A 19,078-nucleotide genomic window follows, 5' to 3' on the forward strand; every position below is an offset into this window, starting at 1 on the left:
GTTCCGCGCCTCAGACCGTGCCGTAGAGGCGGTCTCCGGCGTCGCCGAGGCCCGGCACGATGTAGCCCTTCTCGTTCAGGCGCTCGTCGAGGGCGCCCAGCACGAGGGTCACGTTGCGGTCGCCCACGAGATTCTCGATCGCGGCGACGCCCTCGGGGGTGCCGAGGAGGCAGATCGCGGTGACGTCGTCCGCACCGCGATCGAAGAGGAACTGGATCGCGGCCGCGAGGGAGCCGCCGGTCGCGAGCATCGGGTCGATCGCGAAGCACTGCCGTCCGCTGAGGTCGACCGGCAGCCGCTCGGCGTACGTCGTCGGCTCGAACGTCTCCTCGTCGCGGACCATGCCGAGGAAACCGACTTCGGCGGTGGGGAGCAGCTTGACCAGCCCTTCGAGCATGCCGAGCCCGGCGCGCAGGATCGGGACGACGATCGGTCGAGGCTCGGAGATCTTCACCCCCATCGTCTTCGTGACGGGTGTTGTGATCTCGATCGGCGTGACCCGTACGTTGCGCGTCGCCTCGTAGGCGAGCAGCGTGACGAGCTCTTCGGTCAGCTGGCGGAACACCGGCGACGGGGTGCGCTCATCGCGCAGCACCGAGAGCTTGTGGGTGATGAGGGGGTGATCGGCCACGTGAACGCGCATGGGTACAGGGTATCCGGTGCGCTGCTCGGACTAGGCTCTGGCGTGGGGAGGCCCGGTGGACGCAGCAGGATCCGCGATCGACGACGCGGCGATGGCGCGTGCCCTGGCCCTGGCCGCGGAGGCCGCCGTCGCGGCGGAGATCCCCGTCGGCGCCGTCGTGCTCGATCCTGACGGAGCCGTGGTGGGAGAGGGTCGCAACGACCGCGAGGAGACCGCGGACCCGACGGGGCATGCGGAGATCGTCGCGCTGCGTGCCGCGGCCGCGGCCCGTGGATCCTGGAACCTCTCCGGGTGCACGCTCGTCGTGACGATGGAGCCGTGCGTGATGTGCGCCGGCGCGATCCTGCAGGCGCGCGTCGGGCGCGTCGTCTTCGGCGCCTGGGACGAGAAGGCGGGCGCGGCCGGCTCGCTCTACGATGTGCTCCGCGACCGACGGCTCCCCTCGCGCGCCGAGGTGGTCGGTGGCGTCCGCGAGGCCGAGGCGACGGAGCTCCTGCGCGCGTTCTTCGCCGCGCGCCGCTGAGGCCTCGCCGGCGAGGTCTGTGCGCCGGCCCGTTCAGCGCGCATCAGCGGCGTGACGCCCGACGGGACAGCTGGTCGACCACGAACAGATACGCCTGCCCGTCCGTGGCGAAATAGCCCCGATGGACCTCGCCGTCCTCGTCGACCGCCGTGCGCGAGGCGTGCCCTTCGGTCGCCTCGCCGCGGACGCCCCGCGTGCCGGGCACCGTGCCGCCGTCCGCCCCGAACACGACCGCCCCGTCGATGTCGCGGGGATCCACGGGATGCGCACCGAGCCGGCCGAGCGGCGCGGTGGTGTCGCTCGACGCCTCCGTCGCGAAGAAGGCGAGCCGTCGCTCCGCGATGGCCTCCGCGACGGCGTCGGCGGCCATCCGGGTCATCCCCGCCGACGCGATCGAGAACGCCTGGGACACGGGGCCCGCCCCGTCGATCAGGATCAGCTCGCCGAGCAGCGTGGACGAGTAGGAGTACGCGACGAGCGAGAGACGCGCCGTGGGATTGCCGTGCCGGATCCGCACGAGATCACCCGCGAGCCGGGCCGCTCCGATCGTGGCGTGCCCGGTCGCCAGCGCCGTCAGATGGCTGCCGGAGTCGTAGCCGAACCAGGCGACCGTCGCGACCCTGTCCGATCCGCCGCGGCGTGCGCTCGCGCGGATCACATCCGCGCACAGCCGGCGGGCGATCGCCGCCCAGCCGGGCAGAGCGGAGAGATCGGTGTCGACCCCGTGCAGCAGGACGACGACGAGGTCCGCGCTGCCGACCTCCCCGAACGCGATCGAGGCGCGCGGCTCGTCGCCGTCGAAGAAGAGAGACAGCAGCGCCGCCTGCGGATCCGCGTCGAGCTCCTCGCGCAGCAGTCGGAGCGTCGCCCGCGCGGGCGCGGGCAGAGCCGGATCGCCGAGCGCTTGGGCGAGCGGATCCACCATCGCAGAGTCCCGGCGCCTCGGCGCGTCAGTCCGCGGAACGCAGCACGAAGGCGTCGGTGGAGGGCGACGGATCCAGCGAGGGACGGTAGACGTCGGGTTCGAGGTAGATGACCCGGGCGGCCGGGACGGCGGCGCGGATGCGTCGTTCGATCACGTCGATGTCGTCGGACGCCGCCCGGACGGTCTTGTCCGAGGGCAGGCCGATCTTGGCGGCCACGAGCAGCTCGTCCGGGCCCAGGTAGAGCGTCTTGATGTGGATCAGCTTCTCGACCTCGTCGCCGTCGAGGATCGCGTCGACGATGCGGTCGTGGTCGGCGTCGGAGGCCCCTTCGCCGACGAGCAGGCTCTTGGTCTCGATGCCGAGCACGATCGCGATCGCGACGAGCAGGAGGCCGATCATGAGCGTTCCGAGGGCGTCGAACACCGGATTGTGCGTGATGAGGGTGAGGCCGACGCCGAGCAGCGCGAAGAGGAGTCCGGTGAGGGCCCCCGTGTCCTCGAGCAGCACGATCGGCAGCTCGGGCGCCTTGGCGCGGCGGATGAACGACACCCAGGACTGGCCCTTCGGGCGCACGTGATTGCTCTCCTTGATCGCGGTGCGCAGCGAGAACGACTCCAGGGCGATCGAGACGACCAGCACGGCGAGCGGCAGCCACCACCAGGCGCGGTCGATCTCGTGCGGGTGGATCAGCTTCTGCACGCCTTCGTAGACGGCGAACATGCCGCCGACCGAGAACAGGATGATCGAGACGACGAAGGCGTAGACGAACCGTTCGCGACCGTGCCCGAACGGGTGCTGGCGGTCGGCGGCCCTGCGCGCCCTGCGTCCGCCCAGCATGAGCAGGAGCTGGTTCCCCGAGTCGGCGACGGAGTGGATCGCCTCCGCGAGCATCGAGGCGGAGCCCGAGAGCGCCCACGCGATGAGCTTCGCGAGGGCGATGCCCATGTTCGCGAGGAACGCCGCCAGGATCGCCTTGCCGCCACCGGATGCACTCATGCCACGAGTGTATGACGGGGTCCGTGCGCCCGGGGTGCGCTCCTAGACTGGACGCATGGTCGATGCACTCGAATCCGTCGCATTCATCGGAGCGGGATCCATGGGAGGCGCGATCCTCCGGGGCCTCGTCGCCAGTGGCATCCCCGTCTCGGGCGGGATCACCGCCACCAACCGCTCGGTGGAGAAGGCGTCCGAGCTGGCCGAGCTCGACGGGGTGCGTTCGATCGCGCTCGCGGAGGAACCGGACGGCAACGCGGTCGCCGCCGCGGCGCGGATCGTCGTCGTGGGCGTCAAGCCCGCCATGGTCGAGGACCTGCTGGCGGAGATCGCCCCGCACCTGGCGGAGGACGCGATCGTCGTGTCGATCGCGGCGGGCGTCACGCTCGCGACGTTCCGGCGAGTGCTGGGCGACGGGGTCAGCGTGCTCCGCGCGATGCCGAACACGCCGTCGACCGTCGGTCGTGGGGTGACCGGGCTCGCGGCCGCGGAGGGGGTGACCGACGAGGAGCGCGCCCTCGTGCGGAGCCTGTTCGAGACGGTCGGCACGGTCATCGAGGTCCCGGAGGAGCAGATCGATCCGCTCTCCACGATCTCCGGATCGGGCCCCGCGTACGTCTACCTGCTGATCGAGGAGTTCACGAAGGCCGCGACCGGCAAGGGCTTCGCGGAGCGCGAGGCGCGGATCATGGCGGAGCAGACCTTCATCGGCGCGACCGCGCTGCTGGAGGCTTCGGGAGAGAACCCGGCCGAGCTGCGCCGTCGCGTCACGAGCCCCAAGGGGACGACCGAGCGCGCGGTCGCGGTGCTGCAGGACGCGCGGCTCGACGACGTGTTCGCCCGGGCGACGGATGCGGCGCTCGCCCGTGCTCGCGAGCTCGCCGGCGGAGCCTGAGCGCACACCCCGCGCGCGGGAGAGCGGAGGGCGCCGCCGCCCTCAGCGGTCGAGGGTCGAGAAGCGCTCGATGTCGCTGTTCGTGCCGGAGACGATGATGAGGTCGTGGTTCGTGACCACCGTGTCCGCCTCGGCGTAGCGGAACGGCTTGCCCGGGCTCTTCACGCCGACGACCGTCACGTTGAACTTGCTGCGCACCCCGGACTGGCTCAGCTTCACGCCGCGGATGAACTTCGGCGGGTACATCTTGGCGAGGGCGAAGTCGTCGTCGAACCGGATGAAGTCGAGCATCCGCCCCGAGACGAGGTGTGCCACGCGCTCTCCGGCCTCGCGCTCCGGATAGATGACGTGGTTGGCGCCGACGCGCGCCAGGATCTTGCCGTGCGACTGGGAGACGGCCTTCGCCCAGATCTGCGGCACCTTGAGGTCGACGAGGTTCGCGGTGATGAGCACCGACGCCTCGATGAGCGACCCGACTGCGACCACCGCGACCTGGAAGTCCTGGGCGCCGATCTGACGCAGCGCGTCGATGTTCCGCGCGTCGGCCTGGACGGCGTGGGTGACCCGCTCCGACCACTTCTGCACGAGCTCGAGGTTGCCGTCGACCGCGAGCACCTCTCGGTCCAGCCGGTCCAGCTCCCCGGCGCACGCGGCGCCGAATCGTCCCAGGCCGATCACGAGCACCGGGGCGTCGTTGCGCAGCACATCCACCATGCTCATACCTTACGAGGTCGACTCACCCGACGATGGGGCGCTCGACCGGCAGGGAGTACAGCTGGCTGCGCGAGGTCGCCGCGACGGCGGCGGCGAGGGTCACCGTGCCCACGCGTCCCATGAAGATCGTCGCCGCCATGATGTAGCTCGCCGCGTCCGGCAGGCGCTCGGTGATCCCCGTCGAGAGGCCGACGGTGCCGAACGCCGAGACGACGTCGAAGAGCACGTCGACGACGGGGAACTTCGTGATCTGGCAGATCGCGATCGTGGACACGGCGACGATCGTGGATCCCCAGGCGACGACGCTCAGCGCGACGCGCTGCACGTCGGAGGGGATCCGCCGTCCGAACGCCTGCACGGACGGGCGTCCCTTCGCCTCGCTGATGACTGCGAGGGCGAGGACCGCGAGGGTCGTCACCTTGATGCCCCCCGCGGTGGAGGCCGACCCGCCGCCGACGAACATGAGCATCGCGCCGGCGAGCAGCGACGAGCCGTTGAGGTCGCCGATGTCGATGACGTTGAAGCCCCCGGAGCGGGTCATCGCGGAGAGGAAGAACGCCTGGAAGGTGGTGTCGCCCGCGTCCATCGACCCGAACGTGCGCGGGTTGTCGTACTCGAGCAGGAGGAACACGGCGGCCCCCGCCACGAACAGCAGCACGGTCGTGATGACCGTGAGCTTGGCGTGCAGGGACCACCGGCGCACGTGCCACCGCTGACGGGCGAGCGCGTAGATGACCGGGAAGCCGAGGCTGCCGAGGAAGACGCCGAGCATGAGGACGGACAGCACGTAGTAGTTCTGCGCGAAGGGGGCGAGACCCCCCGTGTTGGGCACGAAGCCGGTGTTCGTGAAGGCCATCGCCGAGTAGAACGGGGCCTCCCAGAGCGCGGTGAGCGGATCGACGCCGGCGAGGAGCAGCGCCGGGTACAGCAGGACCATGAGCCCGGCCTCGATCGCGAGGGCGGAGATCGCGACGGTGCGCAGCAGCGCGCCGACCTCGCCCAGCCGCACGGTCTGGCTCTCGTTGACCGGGCCGCCGTGCGCCCGCATGGGGTTCGTGTCGCCGGCCGCGATGAGCTTGGCCCGCAGGCCCAGGCGCTTGGAGATCACGAGCCCCATCACGCTCGCGAGCGTGAGCACCCCGAGCCCGCCGATGTTGACACCGATGAAGATGACCGCGCGCCCGAAGCCGGACCAGTGCGTGGCCATGTCGACCGTCGCGAGGCCCGTCACGCAGATCGTGGAGACCGCGGTGAACAGCGCGTCGGAGAAGGGCGTCGTCGTGCGGTCGGCGCTCGCGATCGGCAGCGAGAGCAGCACGGTCGTGATGACGATCAGCGCGGAGAACACGATGATCGCGAACCGGGACGGCGACGACGTCGTGATGGTCCGGCCGATCCTCAGCGTGCGTCGGACGAGATCGCCGAAGGATCGCGTGGCTCGGGTGGCGGCCATGGCGGCAGTCCTCCGATCCTCCGCTCGCGGGCGTTCGTCATGGTACTCCGCCCGCGGCGCGGCTACTGTGAAAGCATGACCGACATCTTCGACGTGATCGCCGACGGCACGAGGCGGGACATCCTGCAGCTCCTGCGCCGACGCTCTGCGGACGGCGATTCGGGCACGAGCGTGACGCAGATCGTCAGCGAACTCGGGATCAGCCAGCCCACGGTGTCGAAGCATCTCAAGGTGCTGCGCGAGGCCGAACTGGTGACGGTGCGCGAGGACGGTCAGCGCCGCTTCTACAGCATCGAGGCGGGACCGCTCGAAGAGGTCGACGACTGGCTCGTCCCCTTCCTCGCCGACGCCTACGGCGAGTCCGCGCCGGACGTCTTCGGAGTGGTCCCGCCGCTTCCCGACAGCGCCGCGCATGCAGCCGAGGTCGTCGGTCGTGCGGCGGCGAACGCCAAGCACGTGGTGCAGACCGCGCTCAAGCGCCTGGGGGCGTGACCGTCCCCGGATCCCCGCTGTCACAGGGGTCACACGGGTTTACACGCGTCCTCGCCAGCCCCTACAGTTGACGGAACCGCTCGTGCATGGTGCGCGGCGGCCGAGGGGGTAGATGGGGATGCCCGAGCAGCTTCCGGACGTGCGTTTCCTGACCGTGGCGGAGGTCGCCGCGATCATGCGCGTGTCCAAGATGACGGTGTACCGGCTGGTGCACTCCGGCGATCTCCCCGCCGTGCGCTTCGGCCGCAGCTATCGCGTGCCCGAGTCCGCCGTCACCGCCGCGCTGCAGCGGCCGATCGCGGACGTCGGCTGAGCATCCCGGGCGGTCGATCGGGAGGCGATCCGTCGCGAGGTCGGGCCCGCGCGCCCGGTGCGCTAGACTGTTCCGAGGCATTTTCCGTGCCCCGATCCCGGGCGTCGTCCTGCATGACGCCCAGCCCCTGACTTAGTGAGGTTTCCGTGGGTTCTGTCATCAAGAAGCGCCGCAAGCGCATGGCGAAGAAGAAGCACCGCAAGCTGCTTCGCAAGACTCGCCACCAGCGCCGCAACAAGAAGTAAGCGGCCAGTCACCAAGCGCCCCGATCGATCCGATCGCCGGGGCGCTTCGTGCATCTTCGTCCCCGTCGCGCGCGACGCCCTCGCCGCACGCGCCTCTCCCTGCGCAGACCTGGAAGAATCGGATCCATGAAGTCGATCACCGTCGCCGAACTGGCCGCACGCACCGGGACCCCGCTCATCGACGTCCGCGAGCGCGACGAGTTCGCCGGCGGTCACGTCCCTGGCGCGGTGAACCTGCCGATGTCGGAGCTCGGCGACCTCTTGCACGAGCTTCCCGACGGCGCCTTCGACGTGATCTGCCAGCTCGGCGGCCGCTCCGCGCGGGTCGTGGAGGCGCTCGAGGCCCGCGGCTACGACGCGACGAACGTCGACGGCGGCACCGCGCAGTGGATCGCCGAGGGGCGCGCGGTCGAGACCGCGACGTCGTGATCGCGCTCACGCTGATCGGCAAGCCCGACTGCCATCTCTGCGACGTCGCCTCGGACGTGGTGGACGCGGTCGTCGCCGAGCTGCCCGACGCGCTCGCCGAGGACCTGGAGATCACGGAGCTGTCGATCCTCGACGACCCCGCACTGTACGAGCGGTACGGGGAGAAGATCCCCGTGCTGCTCATCGACGACGAGGTGCACGGGCACTGGCGGATCGCGCCGGACCGCCTGCGCGAGGCACTGACCGCGAAGGCGGCGGAAGGAGCAGGACGATGACGCTGCGACACGTGGTGACCTGGAAGATGGCGGCGGGGGACGCATCGACGCGCGCCGAGCATGCGGAGGGGATCGTCGCGCGGCTCGAAGGTCTCGTCGGCGTCGTCCCGTCGATCCGCGCGCTCTCGACGGGCGTGAACGCTCTCGACATCGAAGGCAATTGGGACGTGACCCTCGTCGCAGACTTCGACGACGCCGAGGGCCTCGACGCCTACCAGGTGCATCCGGCGCACCAGGAGGTCGTCGCATACGTGCGGTCGGTCGCGGGCGGTCGCTCCGCCGTGGACTTCCTGATCTGAGATCGGGCGGCGGATCTCCGGACTCGGCGACGGGTTCTCGCCGCGAACAGCAGCCGGATCGGCCGGATCGCGACGGCTTCTGCAGTCCGTGTCTCGGATCTCAGACTTTCGGCGGGGATCCGAACGCCCGCGTGGCGCGGTTTTGCGCGCGCCGCATCGCCGTCGAGACCGAACCGAGACCCGGCGGAACCGGGCGACGTTACATACCGGTAACTGTCCCGTGCCAAACTGGTCCGCAACCCGCCCGCGGACAACAGCGTCCTCGACACAGGAGTCGGACATGAACCGTCGCTCGACCATCGCCTCTGCCCTCGCCCTCACGGCCGTCGCCGCCCTCGCGCTCGCGGGCTGCTCGACCGGATCGAGCTCCGACCCGACCGCGAGCGCGGCCGGGGGCAAGGACTACGGATTGATCACCGCAGGCACCCTCACCGTCTGCTCGGACATCCCCTACAAGCCGTTCGAGTACGAGGAGACCGCCGGCTCCGGCAAGTACACCGGCTTCGATGTCGACCTGCTCACGGCGATCGGCGAGAAGCTGGGCCTCAAGACCCAGTTCCAGGTCACGAACTTCGACACGCTGCAGTCGGGGACCGCGCTGCTCGCCGGGCAGTGCGACATGGGCGCCTCGGCCATGACGATCACCGACGACCGCAAGAAGAACATCGACTTCTCCGACGGCTATTACGACTCGCTGCAGTCGCTGCTCGTGAAGACCTCGTCCGGTATCAAGGACATCAACGGACTGAGCGGCAAGAACGTCGGCGTGCAGCAGGGCACCACCGGCGAGAACTACGCGAAGGAGCACGCGAAGGGCGCGAACCTCGTGCAGTTCTCCGACGACGGCGTGCTGTGGCCGGCGCTGCAGGGCGGACAGGTCGACGCGATCCTGCAGGACCTGCCGGTCAACCTCCAGCACGAGAAGGACGACCCCGCCTACAAGGTCGTCGAGACCTACAAGACGGACGAGCAGTACGGCTTCGCGTTCGCGAAGGGCAAGAACGAGGCTCTGCGCACGGCCGTCAACGAGCAGCTGAAGGCGCTCAAGGACGACGGCGAGTACAAGAAGATCTACGACAAGTACTTCAGCACCTCGAAGTGACCGGGGTCTGACTTACGCCGATGGCTCTGAAGAAGCGGACCCGCACGCGGGTCTACCACTACACCGTCTACGCGGTGATCATCGCCCTCATCCTGTGGGCGGTGGTCGCCACCGATTGGCAGACGGTCCTGAAGCAGTTCGCGAACCCCGAGGTCGCGCTGAAGCTGCTGCCCGGGATCATCACCGTCGGCCTGAAGAACACCATTCTCTTCACGATCTACTCGTTCTTCGGCGGTTTGATCCTCGCGGTCGTACTCGCCCTGATGAAGCTGAGCGACATCCCGCCGTTCCGGTGGGCGGCGACCGCGTGGATCGAGTTCTTCCGAGGGATCCCTGCACTGATCACGATCTTCGGGTTCGGGATCATGCTGCCGATCGCGACGAAGGTCACGATTCCGGGAGCACCTGTGGGCGCCGCGGTGCTCGGCCTCATCGTGGTGTCGTCGGCCTATATGGCAGAGACGATCCGCGCGGGGATCCAGGCGGTGCCGAAGGGCCAGACGGAGGCGGCGCGGTCGCTCGGCATGTCGTCGTCGCGGACCATGTTCTTCATCGTGCTGCCGCAGGGGTTCCGCATCATCATCCCGCCGCTCACGAACGAGTTCGTGCTGCTGCTGAAGGACACGTCGCTGTTCTTCGTCATCGGCGCGACCCCGTTCACGTATGAGCTGACGACCTTCGCCCGCAACGGCCTGTCCACCTATGCGAATGCCACGCCGCTGGTGATGGCGGCGCTGCTGTACCTGATCGTGACGCTCCCGCTGACGCGGCTGACGGCATGGCTCGAGCGACGGATGGCGAGGGAGCGATGAGCACCGACCTGATCAACCTGAACGCGCCCGCGATCGACATCCAGGGTCTCGTCAAGCACTACGGCGACAACGAGGTGCTCAAGGGCATCGACCTGACCGTGAACGCCGGCGAGGTCGTCTGCGTGATCGGCCCGTCCGGCTCGGGCAAGTCGACGCTCCTGCGCTCGGTGAACATGCTCGAGGAGCCGACGGGAGGCACGATCCTCATCGAGGGGATCGACGTCACCGACCCGGACGTCGACATCGACCGCGTGCGCGCACGCATCGGCATGGTCTTCCAGAGCTTCAACCTGTTCCCGCACATGAGCGTGCTGGGCAACCTCACGCTCGCGCAGCGTCAGGTGAAGAGGCGCGGCAAGGCCGAGGCGGAGAAGGTCGCCCAGGAGATGCTGGAGCGCGTGGGCATGGGCCACAAGGCCGACGCCTACCCGAGCCACCTCTCCGGCGGCCAGCAGCAGCGCGTCGCGATCGCGCGGTCGCTGTGCATGAACCCGGACATGATGCTCTTCGACGAGCCCACGTCGGCGCTCGACCCCGAGCTCGTCGGCGAGGTGCTCCAGGTCATGCGCACGCTCGCGGACGAGGGCATGACGATGATGGTCGTCACGCACGAGATGGGCTTCGCCCGGGAGGTCGGCTCGCGACTGATCTTCATGGACGGCGGGCACATCCTCGAGGAGGGGGACCCGCGCGAGGTCCTCGCGAACCCGCAGCACCAGCGGACGAAGGACTTCCTCGCGCGCGTGCTGTGACCTCGCCGCACCGATCATGACGAGCCCGGATGCCCCGCAGAGTTGCGGAGCATCCGGGCTCGCAGCGTACTCACGGCTCCGACACAGCCGCGGGCACAGGTTCGCCCGAGGAGGTCTGCATACGATGAGTGGTCGCCCCCGCCCGGAGGCGGGAGAACGAGGACCCTCATGCTGCAGTGGCTGCTGACCGTCGACCTCGTCGACGGACCGGCACCGTGGATCATCTGGGGTCTCGCCGCGGCGGGCGTGATCGCGCTGCTGATCCGCCCGCTCCGCCGACGCTGGGTCGTGCGCGCGGCGATCGGCCTGGTGATCGGGGCGCTGGTCGGCTGGTTCCTCGTCGTCTGGGCCGACACCACGAACGCGTTCGAGCTCCCGCTGCCCGCAGACGTGAAGTGGTGGACCACGGGGGGCTTCGCCGCGATCGGTCTCGGGGTCGTGAGCCTGTGGTCGTCCCGCTGGTGGCGCAAGGTCGTCGCCGTCGTGACCATCCTCACCTCGCTCATGTCGATGACCGTCGGCATCAACCAGGCGTTCGGGCAGGACGCGACGCTCGCCGACATCCTCGGCATCAGTACGCTGCGCTCCTTCGACGACTTCGCCCCGCCGCTGACGCACCCCGTCGACGACACGACGCCGCTCTACAAGACGTGGAAGCCGCCGGCGAACATGCCGAAGGAGGGGCGCTACGGCGCACTCCGGGGCACGCACGCGATCCCCTCGACGGGCGGCTTCGTCCCGCGCTCCGCGACCGTCTACCTGCCGCCGGCCGCCCTCGTGAAGAACCCCCCTGCGCTGCCCGTCGTCGTCTTCATGATGGGGCTGCCCGGCTGGCCCAGCCCGCAGCCCATGGTCGAGACGCTCAACGCCTTCGCCAAGAAGCACAACGGTCTCGCGCCGATCGCCATCATCGCCGACCAGCTCGGAAGCGAGGACGCGCAGAACCCCGGATGCGTGAACTCCACCCGCTACGGCGGGGTGGAGACGTACTTCAACAAGGACATCCCGAACTACATCCGCACGCACATGCGGGTGCTCACGGACTCGAAGTACTGGACGATCGCGGGCTACTCCAACGGGGGCGCGTGCGCGTTCATGTGGGGCGCCCGCCACCCCGACATCTGGGGCAACATCGCCACGGCGTCCGGCGAGCCCTGGGCGGGCTCCGCCGACCCCGCCTCGGTGCTCGGGCCGGTGTACGCCGGAGACAAGGCCGCGTTCGACGCCAACAAGCCGGCCGCGATCCTCGCGGAGCACCCGGGGGAGTACGCGGGGCACGTCGCCGTGTTCTCCGCGGGCGCTCTCGACCGCAAGTACGCGCCGCTCAACCGGCAGTCGGCCGACCTCGCGGCGGCCGCCGGATTCCGCACCACTTACTACCTCGTGCCGAACGCCTCGCACACCGGACCCGGGCTGACGGGCGGCCTCGACAAGGCATTCTCGGTACTGTATCCCCGGTGGGGATTGGCGGCGGGATGACCTTCTCTTTTCGGACGGCGACGGTTGCGGTGGCGCGTCGCGCAGGCGCCTACGCGCGCCGTCACCCCTTCGCGCTCGGGCTCGCCGCGCTGCTGCTGATCACCGGGCTGACGTTCGGCACGCTCCGGGGCACGCATCCGAACGGTCTGGGCGTGAGCCCGCTCGTGTTCGGCCGGGAGCGCCAGTGGTGGACCCCGCTGACCGCGCTGCTCGTGCCGGACGGATGGGTCGAGCTGATCGTCTCGCTCCTGCTCGCGCTGACGCTCCTCGCGTACGCGGAGCGGCTGATGGGCACGCTGCGGACCATGCTCGTGTTCGCCGTGACGGGCGTGCTGGGGATCCTCCTCGGCGTCGGCACGCAGACCCTCGCGTGGTCCTGGGGGCAGGTCTGGGCGCGGGTCGATGCGCGTGGCGAGGTGTTCGACCCCACGGTCGGCATCATCGGTGCCGTCATGGCGGCCAGCGCCTTCGCTCCGGCTCTGTATCGGCGCCGGATCCGCCTCATCGGCTTCTCGCTGCTGCTCACCTTCACGCTCTACGGCGGCGACTCGGACAGCGTCTATCGGCTGTACGCGGCGCTCATCGGCCTCGTGACCGGCGTGATCCTCACGAACGGGCGAGCCAAGGCCGCCTGGCACCGCAGCTCCTATCGCGAGACGAGGACGCTGGTCGCGGCCATGGTCGCCGTCACCGGCCTCGGTCCGCTGATCGTGCTCGTCACGGGCGTCGGCACGGGTCCGCTCGCGCCCGTGATCGCGGGTCTGCGCGGCGTCGACATCTCCGGGATCATCTCGCGCTGCTCCCAGGACGCCACGGACCACTGCGTGACCGACGTGTCCACCGCGCTGGCCACGGGCACGGGCGTCGTGCTGATGAGCCTCGTACCGCTGCTGCTGAGTCTCGTGGCGGCATGGGGACTGCGTGCGGGGCGCAGGGCCGCGTGGTTCCTCGCGATGGGGGTCAACGCGGTCATGGCGCTCCTCACGGGTATCAGCATCGCGGTCCGCGAGCTCTCGCACCCGGCGGACGTCGTCACGATCGACCGCCAGTTCCCCGGCTTCTCCGTGCTCGCGATCCTCATCCCCGTGGGGATGTGCGCCCTTCTCGCGATCACGCACCGCCGGTTCGCGGTGCTCGCCTCGCGCCGCGCGGTGGGCCGCTTCGCGCTCACCGTCGGCATCGCGTTCGTGGTCCTCGTCGCCGCCGACATGGTCCTCGTGATGACGGTCGCGCACCCCGGCAACTTCTGGGGAGCGCTCGGATCCACCCTGCGCCGGTTCCTGCCGACCGGGATCGGGCACCCCGGATCGCGGACCGCGCTGACCGGTCTGCCGCGAGCGATCCACCGCGACGTCGGCGGCGTGTTCTGGCTCGTCTTCGCCGTCGCGATGCTCGGGCTGCTCCGAGGGCGCTCGTCGAAGACCGCGGACGATCAGGACCGCTTCCGCGCGCAGCTGCGGGAGACCGACGGCGGGACGCTCGGCTTCATGGGCACGTGGGAGGGCACAGAGCACTGGTTCACGCCCGACGGGCGCGGCGCTGTCGCGTACCGCGTCGTCTCGGGGATCGCGATCGCGGTCGGGGATCCGGTCTGCACGCCGGGGGATGCGCCGAACACGATCCGCGGGTTCCTCGACTTCTGCGACTCGAACGCCTGGACCCCGGTGTTCTACAGCACTCACGAGCAGTTCGTGCCGACGTTCCGCGACCTCGGCTGGAAACGGATCTCGGTCGCCGAGGAGACGGTCGTGCCGCTGGACCGGTTCGAGCTCACCGGCAAGGTCTGGACGAAGGTCCGCCAGCCCTACAACCGTGGCCAGCGCGACGGCCTCACCACGCTCTGGACGACCTGGGAGAAGCTGCCCGCGGGCCTCGTCGCGCAGCTCGACGCGCTCAGCGAGCAGTGGATCGCGGAAAAGGCCCTGCCCGAGATGCGCTTCACGCTCGGCGGCATGGAGGAGCTGCGCGATCCGGACGTCGCGATCCTGCTCGCGATCGGGCCGGAGGGCGAGCTCCAGGCCGTGACGAGCTGGATGCCCGTGTGGCGGGAGGGCGAGCTGATCGGTCGCACGCTGGACTTCATGCGGCGCGCGGACGGGGCGATGCCCGGCGTCATGGAGTTCGCGATCGCGTCGGCGGCCCTGCACATGAAGGAGCTGGGTCTGCAGGTGATGAGCCTGTCGGGCGCCCCGCTCGCTCAGAACGTCGACGGGACAGACGGCGACGACCAGGGCGAGCCGGAGTCGATCAAGCGCCTGCTGGGGTGGTTGAGCCGTGTGCTCGAGCCCGCCTACGGATTCGCGTCGCTGCTGCGGTACAAGGGCAAGTTCAACCCGGACTATCGGCCGATGTACCTGTTCTACGCCGACAACGGGCAGCTGCCCGCGATCGGCCTGGCGATCGGCCGGGCCTATCTGCCGAGCGCGTCCACTGCGGAGTACGTCGCGCTCGTCCGCTCCCTCGCGGGCTGAGGCCGCGCGCGGACGCGGCGAACCGCGACCCTCCGGCGAACACGGACGAGGCCCCGCGGTCGGAACGCGGGGCCTCGTCCGTGTGCTGCGGAGATCAGTCCTCGGTCTCGACGACCTCGGCGTCTGCGGCGTTGCGACGCACGGAGTCGATGCCGTTCAGCGCGCTCGCCTTGGAGGCGTAGGCCTGACCGGAGGCGATGGTCTCGCCGTTGCCGGCCTTGAGACGGAAGCGCCACTTGCCGCCCTTGTCCTCGTAGAGCTCGAACTTTCCTGCCATGGTGTTCCTCTCGAACCGAGGGGCGGCCCTCGCCCCACGCTCAAAATAGCGGGGCGCGGGGCTCCCCGTCGAGAGTCGGATCGCGACGCCGCGGATCCGCGCGAGCCGCCGGCGTCGGGCACCGCGTGGGTAGCATGGGCGGACGATCGTCGGGAAGGCGGGTGCGCCATGCGTGCAGATGGTGCGGGGCGCCGCGTCTCGGCGAGCGTGCTCGCGGCGATGCTCCTCGTCGCGGCGCTCGCGCTCGTGATCGGCGTCCTGAGCGGTCCCGCCGTGCAGCGCCCGCAGGCCGCGGCGACCACCGCGAGCACGGGCACGGATCCGCTCTTCCGCACGTGGAGACCGCCGGCCGACCTGCCGACCCACGGCACCGTGACGACATTGACGGGGGAGCAGCGGATCCCGTCCTCGGCGGGGTTCGCACCCCGCGACGCCTCGCTCTACCTGCCTCCCGCGGCGCTCGTGAAGGACGCTCCCGCGCTCCCGCTCGTCGTGTTCATGATGGGCCAGCCCGGGGATCCCGACCCCGAGCCGATCCAGGCGGCGATGGACGATCTCGCGGCCCGGCACCACGGCCTCGCGCCGATCGTCGTCGTCGCCGATCAGCTCGGCACGCCGGACGCGAATCCGGCGTGCGTGGACTCCTCCGCGTTCGGAGGCGTGCACACGTACTTCTCCGAGGACATCCCGGCCTGGGCGCGCGCGCATCTGCGGATCCAGGACGCGCCGGCGGCGTGGACGATCGCGGGCTTCTCCAACGGGGGAGGGTGCGCACTGGACTGGGGGCTGGCGGATCCCGACGTCTGGGGATCGGTCGTCAGCATCGCCGGGGAGTCGTATCAAGGCACGGAGCATCCGGACGAGGTCCTGCAGGAGGCGTTCGGCGGGGATCGGGTCGCGTACGAGGCCGCGAAGCCGGCCGCGAAGGCGGTCGAGAACGCGGGGAGGTTCGGCGGGCACGTGGCGGAGTTCGCGGCGGGGACGCAGGACGCGCCGTTCACCGAGCAGGTGCGGCTGTCGGCGCGGATCGCCCACGACGCCGGGTTCTCGACGCAGGTCTTCGCGATCCCCGGCGAGGATCACAGCGGCGCGCTCCCCGAGGGGCTGCGGAAGACCTTCGGCGCCCTCTTCCCGCACCTCGGTCTCGCGGCCCCGGGGAGCTGAACGCTCAGGCCGGCAGGCGCACCGCGACCGGCTCGGGATCGACCGCGAGGCCCACGACGTCGCCGTAGCCCGGGCGGATCCGTGCCGGGTGCTGCACCCGTACGAGCGCGCCGTCCTCGGTGCGCACGAGCGTGCGGCGCATGCTGCCGAGGAACATGCTCTCCTCGACCGTGCCCGCCACGGCCGCGCCCGCCGCGTCGACGAGCCGCACGTTCTCCGGGCGCAGCAGCACGTCGACCTCGCCGGTGGCGGGCGTCTGCAGCGGCACCTCGATGCCCCAGACCCGCGCCGACCTGCCGTCGGCGAGGCCGCGCACCACGCTGGAGAGGCCGACGAAGGCGGCGACGTGCGCGGTGGCCGGGCGCAGATAGAGCTCCTCCGGAGTGCCGATCTGATCGATCCGCCCCGCGTCCATGACCGCGATCCGATCGGAGACGCTCAGCGCCTCCTCCTGATCGTGGGTGACGAACACCGTGGTGATGCCGAGGCGCAGCTGCAGGCGGCGGATCTCGTCCCGCAGCTGCACGCGCACCTTCGCGTCGAGCGCCGAGAGGGGCTCGTCCAGGAGGAGGACCCGGGGTTCCGTGACGAGGGCCCGGGCGAGCGCGACCCGCTGCTGCTGCCCGCCCGATAGCTGATGCGGATACTTGTCCGCGTGGGCGTCGAGGCCGACGAGGGCGAGGGCGTCCATCGCCCGGCGCCGCGCCGCCGCCGTACCGACCCGACGCCGGCGCAGGCCGAACGCCGTGTTGTCGATCACGCGGAGGTGCGGGAAGAGCGAGTAGGACTGGAACACCATCCCGATGTCGCGCCGGTTCGTGGGCACGCCGGAGACGTCGCCGCCACCGAGGAGCACGGCGCCCGCATCCGCGTCTTCGAGGCCGGCGAGCACGCGCAGCAGCGTGGTCTTGCCGCAGCCGGAGGGCCCCAGGAGGGAGACGAACTCGCCGGGGGCGATGTCGAGGTCGATGCCGTGCAGCACCGCCGTGCGTCCGTAGCTCTTCACGATGCCCCGGAACTCGACGCGCGTGCCGCCCCGAGGATCGGCGAGAAGGGTGTTGTCCGCGGTGCGGGGGCGTGCGATGTCGCTCATGAGCGGGCCTTTCCGGCGCGCCCTCGAGCGGCGCGTCCGATGATGAGGAGCAGGAGGAAGCTGAACGCGAGGGCCATCAGCGCGAACATCGCCGGAGCCCAGCCGTCCTGCTTCTGCACGACCACGAGCGCGGTCTGCAGCACGTCGCGGTTCAGCAGGGAAGCGATCGTGAACTCGCCGAGCACCACGGCGACCGCGAGCAGCGAGGCGGCGAGCAGACCCTGCCGCAGGTTGGGTGCGAGCACGCGCAGTACGACCGTGGGCCATCCCGCGCCGAGCGACCGTGCCGCCTCCGCCAGGGTCCGCAGATCGACGGCGTCGATCGAGGCCTGGATGGAGCGGTACGCGAAGGGCAGCACCGTGATCCCGTAGGCGAACGCAAGGGTCCAGGCCCCGGTGCCCAGACCGCGTCCGATCTGGAGGTAGATCGGGGTGAGCCCGACCACGAGCACGATCGCCGGGAGGGAGATTGGCAGCAGGACGGCGAACTCGAACACCGCGCGCAGTCGGGGGAACCGGAGGTTCACGAGGAGCATGGTCGGCGCGAGCACGAGCAGCACGATCAGCACGGTGACCGCGGCGAGGGCGACCGAGTTGCCCAGCCCCGTCCACACCGGCCGGTAGAGCGCGGCCCTGGCGGGATCGCCGAGTCCGGCCCAGTGCGCGAGGGTGAACCCGCCGTCCTCCGCACGGAACGTGTACGCGAGCGTCGCGACGAGGGGAACGAGGAAGAACAGGCCGACGAGCACGCCGACGATCCATCGCGTGGCGCGGGAGGGCGCGAGGCGGTTCACGACTGCCACCTTGTGGCTCGGCGCTGCACGAGCGAGTAGGCCCACATCACGATCGCGACGACCACGATCATGCCGAGCGCGAGCGCGCCGGCCAGGTTCTCCCTGCCGAGCACCGTCTCGCTCGTGAGCGCGGCACGGATCTGCAACGGCACGATCTGTGCACCTTGACTGGCGAGCGCGGCGGCCGTCGCATACGACGAGAACGCGTTGGCGAACAGCAGGAGGAAGCTGGCGAGGAAGGCCGGGGCGAGCACCGGGATCCCGATCCGCAGCCAGAAGCTCGCCCGCGTCCCGCCGAGCGTCAGGTTCGCCTCGCTCCACTGCGGCTTGAGGGCGGAGAGGGCGGGCATGAACGTGATGACCATGAGCGGGATCTGGAAGTAGAGGTAGGGAAGGATCAGGCCGGGCAGCTCGTAGATCCACGGTCCGTGGGCGTAGAGCTCCAGCCCGAACGCGTCCTTCAGCAGCCCGGTGACGATGCCGCGCAGACCGAGCGTGGCGATGAACATGAACGCCAGCATCACTCCGCCGGTCTGGGCGAGCACACCGGAGGCGGCGTCGACGACCGTGCGCACGCCGCCGTCGGGGCGCAGCCCGAGCAGCGCGTAGCAGACGAGCGCCCCGACGATCGCTCCGATCGCGGCGGTGAGCACGGAGAGCCCGGCGGAGTTCGCGAACGTGAGCAGCACGGTCGGATCCCCGAGCGCCGAGAGGTTGCTCGTGGTGAAGCGGCCGTCGCGCGTGAAGAACCCGGTGCCGACCGCGAGGATCGTCGCAGGACAAGGAACAGCAGCAGATAGGCCGCGAACGGGACGAGGCCGAGGGCGGCGAGGACGGTGCGCACGCGAGCGGGCAGGGAACGGGACGCCCCGTGCCGGGCCGGAACGCGAGGTTCCGACCCGGCACGGGTGGCGGCGGGCGCCGCGCTGACGGA

Annotated in this window: 22 protein-coding genes and 1 pseudogene; 14 read left to right on the forward strand and 9 right to left on the reverse strand. The window is 70.3% G+C overall.

The genetic code is table 11. From position 1 onward, the window contains the following. Positions 1 to 10: 10 nt before the first annotated feature. Positions 11 to 643, reverse strand: coding sequence for a uracil phosphoribosyltransferase (upp, locus tag Q0P88_RS01165; RefSeq protein ID WP_295010453.1), 633 nt, complete (start codon positions 641 to 643; stop codon positions 11 to 13). 91 nt (positions 644 to 734) lie between these two features. On the opposite strand from upp, the gene Q0P88_RS01170 reads away from it, so the two are divergent. Beyond that, positions 735 to 1,166: a nucleoside deaminase gene (locus Q0P88_RS01170; RefSeq protein ID WP_295010575.1), complete on the forward strand. Its 432-nt coding sequence runs from the start codon at positions 735 to 737 to the stop codon at positions 1,164 to 1,166. 43 nt (positions 1,167 to 1,209) lie between these two features. On the opposite strand, the gene Q0P88_RS01175 is transcribed toward Q0P88_RS01170, so the two are convergent. Then, on the reverse strand, positions 1,210 to 2,091 hold the full coding sequence (locus Q0P88_RS01175; RefSeq protein WP_295010454.1) for an alpha/beta hydrolase: 882 nt from the start codon (positions 2,089 to 2,091) through the stop codon (positions 1,210 to 1,212). Between the two features lie 25 nt (positions 2,092 to 2,116). Beyond that, positions 2,117 to 3,088, reverse strand: coding sequence for a cation diffusion facilitator family transporter (locus tag Q0P88_RS01180; protein ID WP_295010455.1), 972 nt, complete (start codon positions 3,086 to 3,088; stop codon positions 2,117 to 2,119). A 55-nt stretch (positions 3,089 to 3,143) separates the two neighbouring features. On the opposite strand from Q0P88_RS01180, the gene proC reads away from it, so the two are divergent. Next, positions 3,144 to 3,980 (forward strand): pyrroline-5-carboxylate reductase, encoded by an 837-nt coding sequence (gene proC, locus Q0P88_RS01185; protein ID WP_295010456.1) that lies wholly within the window; start codon positions 3,144 to 3,146, stop codon positions 3,978 to 3,980. A 42-nt stretch (positions 3,981 to 4,022) separates the two neighbouring features. Here proC and Q0P88_RS01190 read toward each other — a convergent pair whose 3' ends face one another. Together Q0P88_RS01190 and Q0P88_RS01195 are read right to left on the reverse strand one after the other, a co-directional pair. Beyond that, positions 4,023 to 4,694 carry a TrkA family potassium uptake protein gene (locus Q0P88_RS01190; protein ID WP_295010457.1) on the reverse strand — a complete coding sequence of 224 codons (672 nt, stop codon included), beginning with the start codon at positions 4,692 to 4,694 and terminating at the stop codon, positions 4,023 to 4,025. A gap of 22 nt (positions 4,695 to 4,716) precedes the next feature. Beyond that, on the reverse strand, positions 4,717 to 6,147 hold the full coding sequence (locus Q0P88_RS01195; RefSeq protein ID WP_295010458.1) for a TrkH family potassium uptake protein: 1,431 nt from the start codon (positions 6,145 to 6,147) through the stop codon (positions 4,717 to 4,719). Between the two features lie 75 nt (positions 6,148 to 6,222). Here Q0P88_RS01195 and Q0P88_RS01200 point away from each other — a divergent pair, with 75 nt between their 5' ends. The 11 genes from Q0P88_RS01200 to Q0P88_RS01250 all read left to right on the forward strand — a co-directional run bounded on the left by Q0P88_RS01200 (position 6,223) and on the right by Q0P88_RS01250 (position 14,816). Further along, positions 6,223 to 6,639 carry a helix-turn-helix transcriptional regulator gene (locus tag Q0P88_RS01200; protein ID WP_295010459.1) on the forward strand — a complete coding sequence of 139 codons (417 nt, stop codon included), beginning with the start codon at positions 6,223 to 6,225 and terminating at the stop codon, positions 6,637 to 6,639. 118 nt (positions 6,640 to 6,757) lie between these two features. Continuing rightward, entirely contained in the window at positions 6,758 to 6,952 is a 195-nt protein-coding gene (locus Q0P88_RS01205; RefSeq protein ID WP_295010576.1) for a helix-turn-helix domain-containing protein, read from the forward strand. Between the two features lie 146 nt (positions 6,953 to 7,098). After that, positions 7,099 to 7,197, forward strand: coding sequence for a 30S ribosomal protein bS22 (locus tag Q0P88_RS01210; RefSeq protein ID WP_003792170.1), 99 nt, complete (start codon positions 7,099 to 7,101; stop codon positions 7,195 to 7,197). Between the two features lie 126 nt (positions 7,198 to 7,323). Next, positions 7,324 to 7,626, forward strand: coding sequence for a rhodanese-like domain-containing protein (locus tag Q0P88_RS01215; RefSeq protein WP_295010460.1), 303 nt, complete (start codon positions 7,324 to 7,326; stop codon positions 7,624 to 7,626). Beyond that, positions 7,623 to 7,901: a glutaredoxin family protein gene (locus Q0P88_RS01220; protein ID WP_295010461.1), complete on the forward strand. Its 279-nt coding sequence runs from the start codon at positions 7,623 to 7,625 to the stop codon at positions 7,899 to 7,901. Before Q0P88_RS01215 ends, Q0P88_RS01220 begins: the two co-directional genes overlap by 4 nt. Further along, positions 7,898 to 8,200 (forward strand): Dabb family protein, encoded by a 303-nt coding sequence (locus tag Q0P88_RS01225; protein ID WP_295010462.1) that lies wholly within the window; start codon positions 7,898 to 7,900, stop codon positions 8,198 to 8,200. Before Q0P88_RS01220 ends, Q0P88_RS01225 begins: the two co-directional genes overlap by 4 nt. 280 nt (positions 8,201 to 8,480) lie before the next feature. After that, positions 8,481 to 9,302 carry a basic amino acid ABC transporter substrate-binding protein gene (locus Q0P88_RS01230; protein ID WP_295010463.1) on the forward strand — a complete coding sequence of 274 codons (822 nt, stop codon included), beginning with the start codon at positions 8,481 to 8,483 and terminating at the stop codon, positions 9,300 to 9,302. A gap of 20 nt (positions 9,303 to 9,322) precedes the next feature. Beyond that, the gene (locus Q0P88_RS01235) at positions 9,323 to 10,114 is read left to right on the forward strand and encodes an amino acid ABC transporter permease (protein ID WP_295010464.1); all 792 of its coding nucleotides are present in this window, start codon (positions 9,323 to 9,325) and stop codon (positions 10,112 to 10,114) included. Then, positions 10,111 to 10,866, forward strand: a complete 756-nt coding sequence (locus tag Q0P88_RS01240) for an amino acid ABC transporter ATP-binding protein (RefSeq protein WP_295010465.1) — start codon at positions 10,111 to 10,113, stop codon at positions 10,864 to 10,866. Before Q0P88_RS01235 ends, Q0P88_RS01240 begins: the two co-directional genes overlap by 4 nt. A gap of 168 nt (positions 10,867 to 11,034) precedes the next feature. Then, on the forward strand, positions 11,035 to 12,345 hold the full coding sequence (locus Q0P88_RS01245) for an alpha/beta hydrolase-fold protein (RefSeq protein ID WP_295010466.1): 1,311 nt from the start codon (positions 11,035 to 11,037) through the stop codon (positions 12,343 to 12,345). Positions 12,346 to 12,374: 29 nt separating this feature from the next. After that, entirely contained in the window at positions 12,375 to 14,816 is a 2,442-nt protein-coding gene (locus tag Q0P88_RS01250; RefSeq protein ID WP_295010467.1) for a bifunctional lysylphosphatidylglycerol flippase/synthetase MprF, read from the forward strand. A gap of 94 nt (positions 14,817 to 14,910) precedes the next feature. On the opposite strand, the gene Q0P88_RS01255 is transcribed toward Q0P88_RS01250, so the two are convergent. Further along, positions 14,911 to 15,093 (reverse strand): YegP family protein, encoded by a 183-nt coding sequence (locus Q0P88_RS01255; protein WP_295010468.1) that lies wholly within the window; start codon positions 15,091 to 15,093, stop codon positions 14,911 to 14,913. Positions 15,094 to 15,261: 168 nt separating this feature from the next. On the opposite strand from Q0P88_RS01255, the gene Q0P88_RS01260 reads away from it, so the two are divergent. Continuing rightward, complete coding sequence (locus tag Q0P88_RS01260) at positions 15,262 to 16,257, forward strand: esterase family protein (RefSeq protein ID WP_295010469.1); 996 nt, start codon at positions 15,262 to 15,264, stop codon at positions 16,255 to 16,257. A 4-nt stretch (positions 16,258 to 16,261) separates the two neighbouring features. Here Q0P88_RS01260 and Q0P88_RS01265 read toward each other — a convergent pair whose 3' ends face one another. From Q0P88_RS01265 to Q0P88_RS01275, 3 genes and pseudogenes are all read right to left on the reverse strand, one after another. Continuing rightward, positions 16,262 to 17,350 (reverse strand): ABC transporter ATP-binding protein, encoded by a 1,089-nt coding sequence (locus Q0P88_RS01265; RefSeq protein ID WP_295010470.1) that lies wholly within the window; start codon positions 17,348 to 17,350, stop codon positions 16,262 to 16,264. Further along, entirely contained in the window at positions 17,347 to 18,144 is a 798-nt protein-coding gene (locus Q0P88_RS01270) for an ABC transporter permease (protein WP_295010471.1), read from the reverse strand. The genes Q0P88_RS01265 and Q0P88_RS01270 overlap by 4 nt, the downstream gene beginning before the upstream one ends. Continuing rightward, positions 18,141 to 19,000: pseudogene (locus tag Q0P88_RS01275) on the reverse strand (ABC transporter permease). Before Q0P88_RS01275 ends, Q0P88_RS01270 begins: the two are co-directional and overlap by 4 nt. Positions 19,001 to 19,078 lie beyond the last annotated feature (78 nt).

The sequence above is a fragment of the uncultured Microbacterium sp. genome (genome assembly GCF_945952435.1).
Classification (GTDB): Bacteria; Actinomycetota; Actinomycetes; order Actinomycetales; family Microbacteriaceae; genus Microbacterium.

Coding starts and splice junctions, on each gene's coding strand:
- upp (WP_295010453.1), bottom strand. CDS start 643: ATGCGCGTTCACGTGGCCGATCACCCCCTCATCACCCACAAGCTCTCG.
- Q0P88_RS01170 (WP_295010575.1), top strand. CDS start 735: ATGGCGCGTGCCCTGGCCCTGGCCGCGGAGGCCGCCGTCGCGGCGGAG.
- Q0P88_RS01175 (WP_295010454.1), bottom strand. CDS start 2,091: ATGGTGGATCCGCTCGCCCAAGCGCTCGGCGATCCGGCTCTGCCCGCG.
- Q0P88_RS01180 (WP_295010455.1), bottom strand. CDS start 3,088: ATGAGTGCATCCGGTGGCGGCAAGGCGATCCTGGCGGCGTTCCTCGCG.
- proC (WP_295010456.1), top strand. CDS start 3,144: ATGGTCGATGCACTCGAATCCGTCGCATTCATCGGAGCGGGATCCATG.
- Q0P88_RS01190 (WP_295010457.1), bottom strand. CDS start 4,694: ATGGTGGATGTGCTGCGCAACGACGCCCCGGTGCTCGTGATCGGCCTG.
- Q0P88_RS01195 (WP_295010458.1), bottom strand. CDS start 6,147: ATGGCCGCCACCCGAGCCACGCGATCCTTCGGCGATCTCGTCCGACGC.
- Q0P88_RS01200 (WP_295010459.1), top strand. CDS start 6,223: ATGACCGACATCTTCGACGTGATCGCCGACGGCACGAGGCGGGACATC.
- Q0P88_RS01205 (WP_295010576.1), top strand. CDS start 6,758: ATGCCCGAGCAGCTTCCGGACGTGCGTTTCCTGACCGTGGCGGAGGTC.
- Q0P88_RS01215 (WP_295010460.1), top strand. CDS start 7,324: ATGAAGTCGATCACCGTCGCCGAACTGGCCGCACGCACCGGGACCCCG.
- Q0P88_RS01225 (WP_295010462.1), top strand. CDS start 7,898: ATGACGCTGCGACACGTGGTGACCTGGAAGATGGCGGCGGGGGACGCA.
- Q0P88_RS01230 (WP_295010463.1), top strand. CDS start 8,481: ATGAACCGTCGCTCGACCATCGCCTCTGCCCTCGCCCTCACGGCCGTC.
- Q0P88_RS01235 (WP_295010464.1), top strand. CDS start 9,323: ATGGCTCTGAAGAAGCGGACCCGCACGCGGGTCTACCACTACACCGTC.
- Q0P88_RS01240 (WP_295010465.1), top strand. CDS start 10,111: ATGAGCACCGACCTGATCAACCTGAACGCGCCCGCGATCGACATCCAG.
- Q0P88_RS01245 (WP_295010466.1), top strand. CDS start 11,035: ATGCTGCAGTGGCTGCTGACCGTCGACCTCGTCGACGGACCGGCACCG.
- Q0P88_RS01255 (WP_295010468.1), bottom strand. CDS start 15,093: ATGGCAGGAAAGTTCGAGCTCTACGAGGACAAGGGCGGCAAGTGGCGC.
- Q0P88_RS01260 (WP_295010469.1), top strand. CDS start 15,262: ATGCGTGCAGATGGTGCGGGGCGCCGCGTCTCGGCGAGCGTGCTCGCG.
- Q0P88_RS01265 (WP_295010470.1), bottom strand. CDS start 17,350: ATGAGCGACATCGCACGCCCCCGCACCGCGGACAACACCCTTCTCGCC.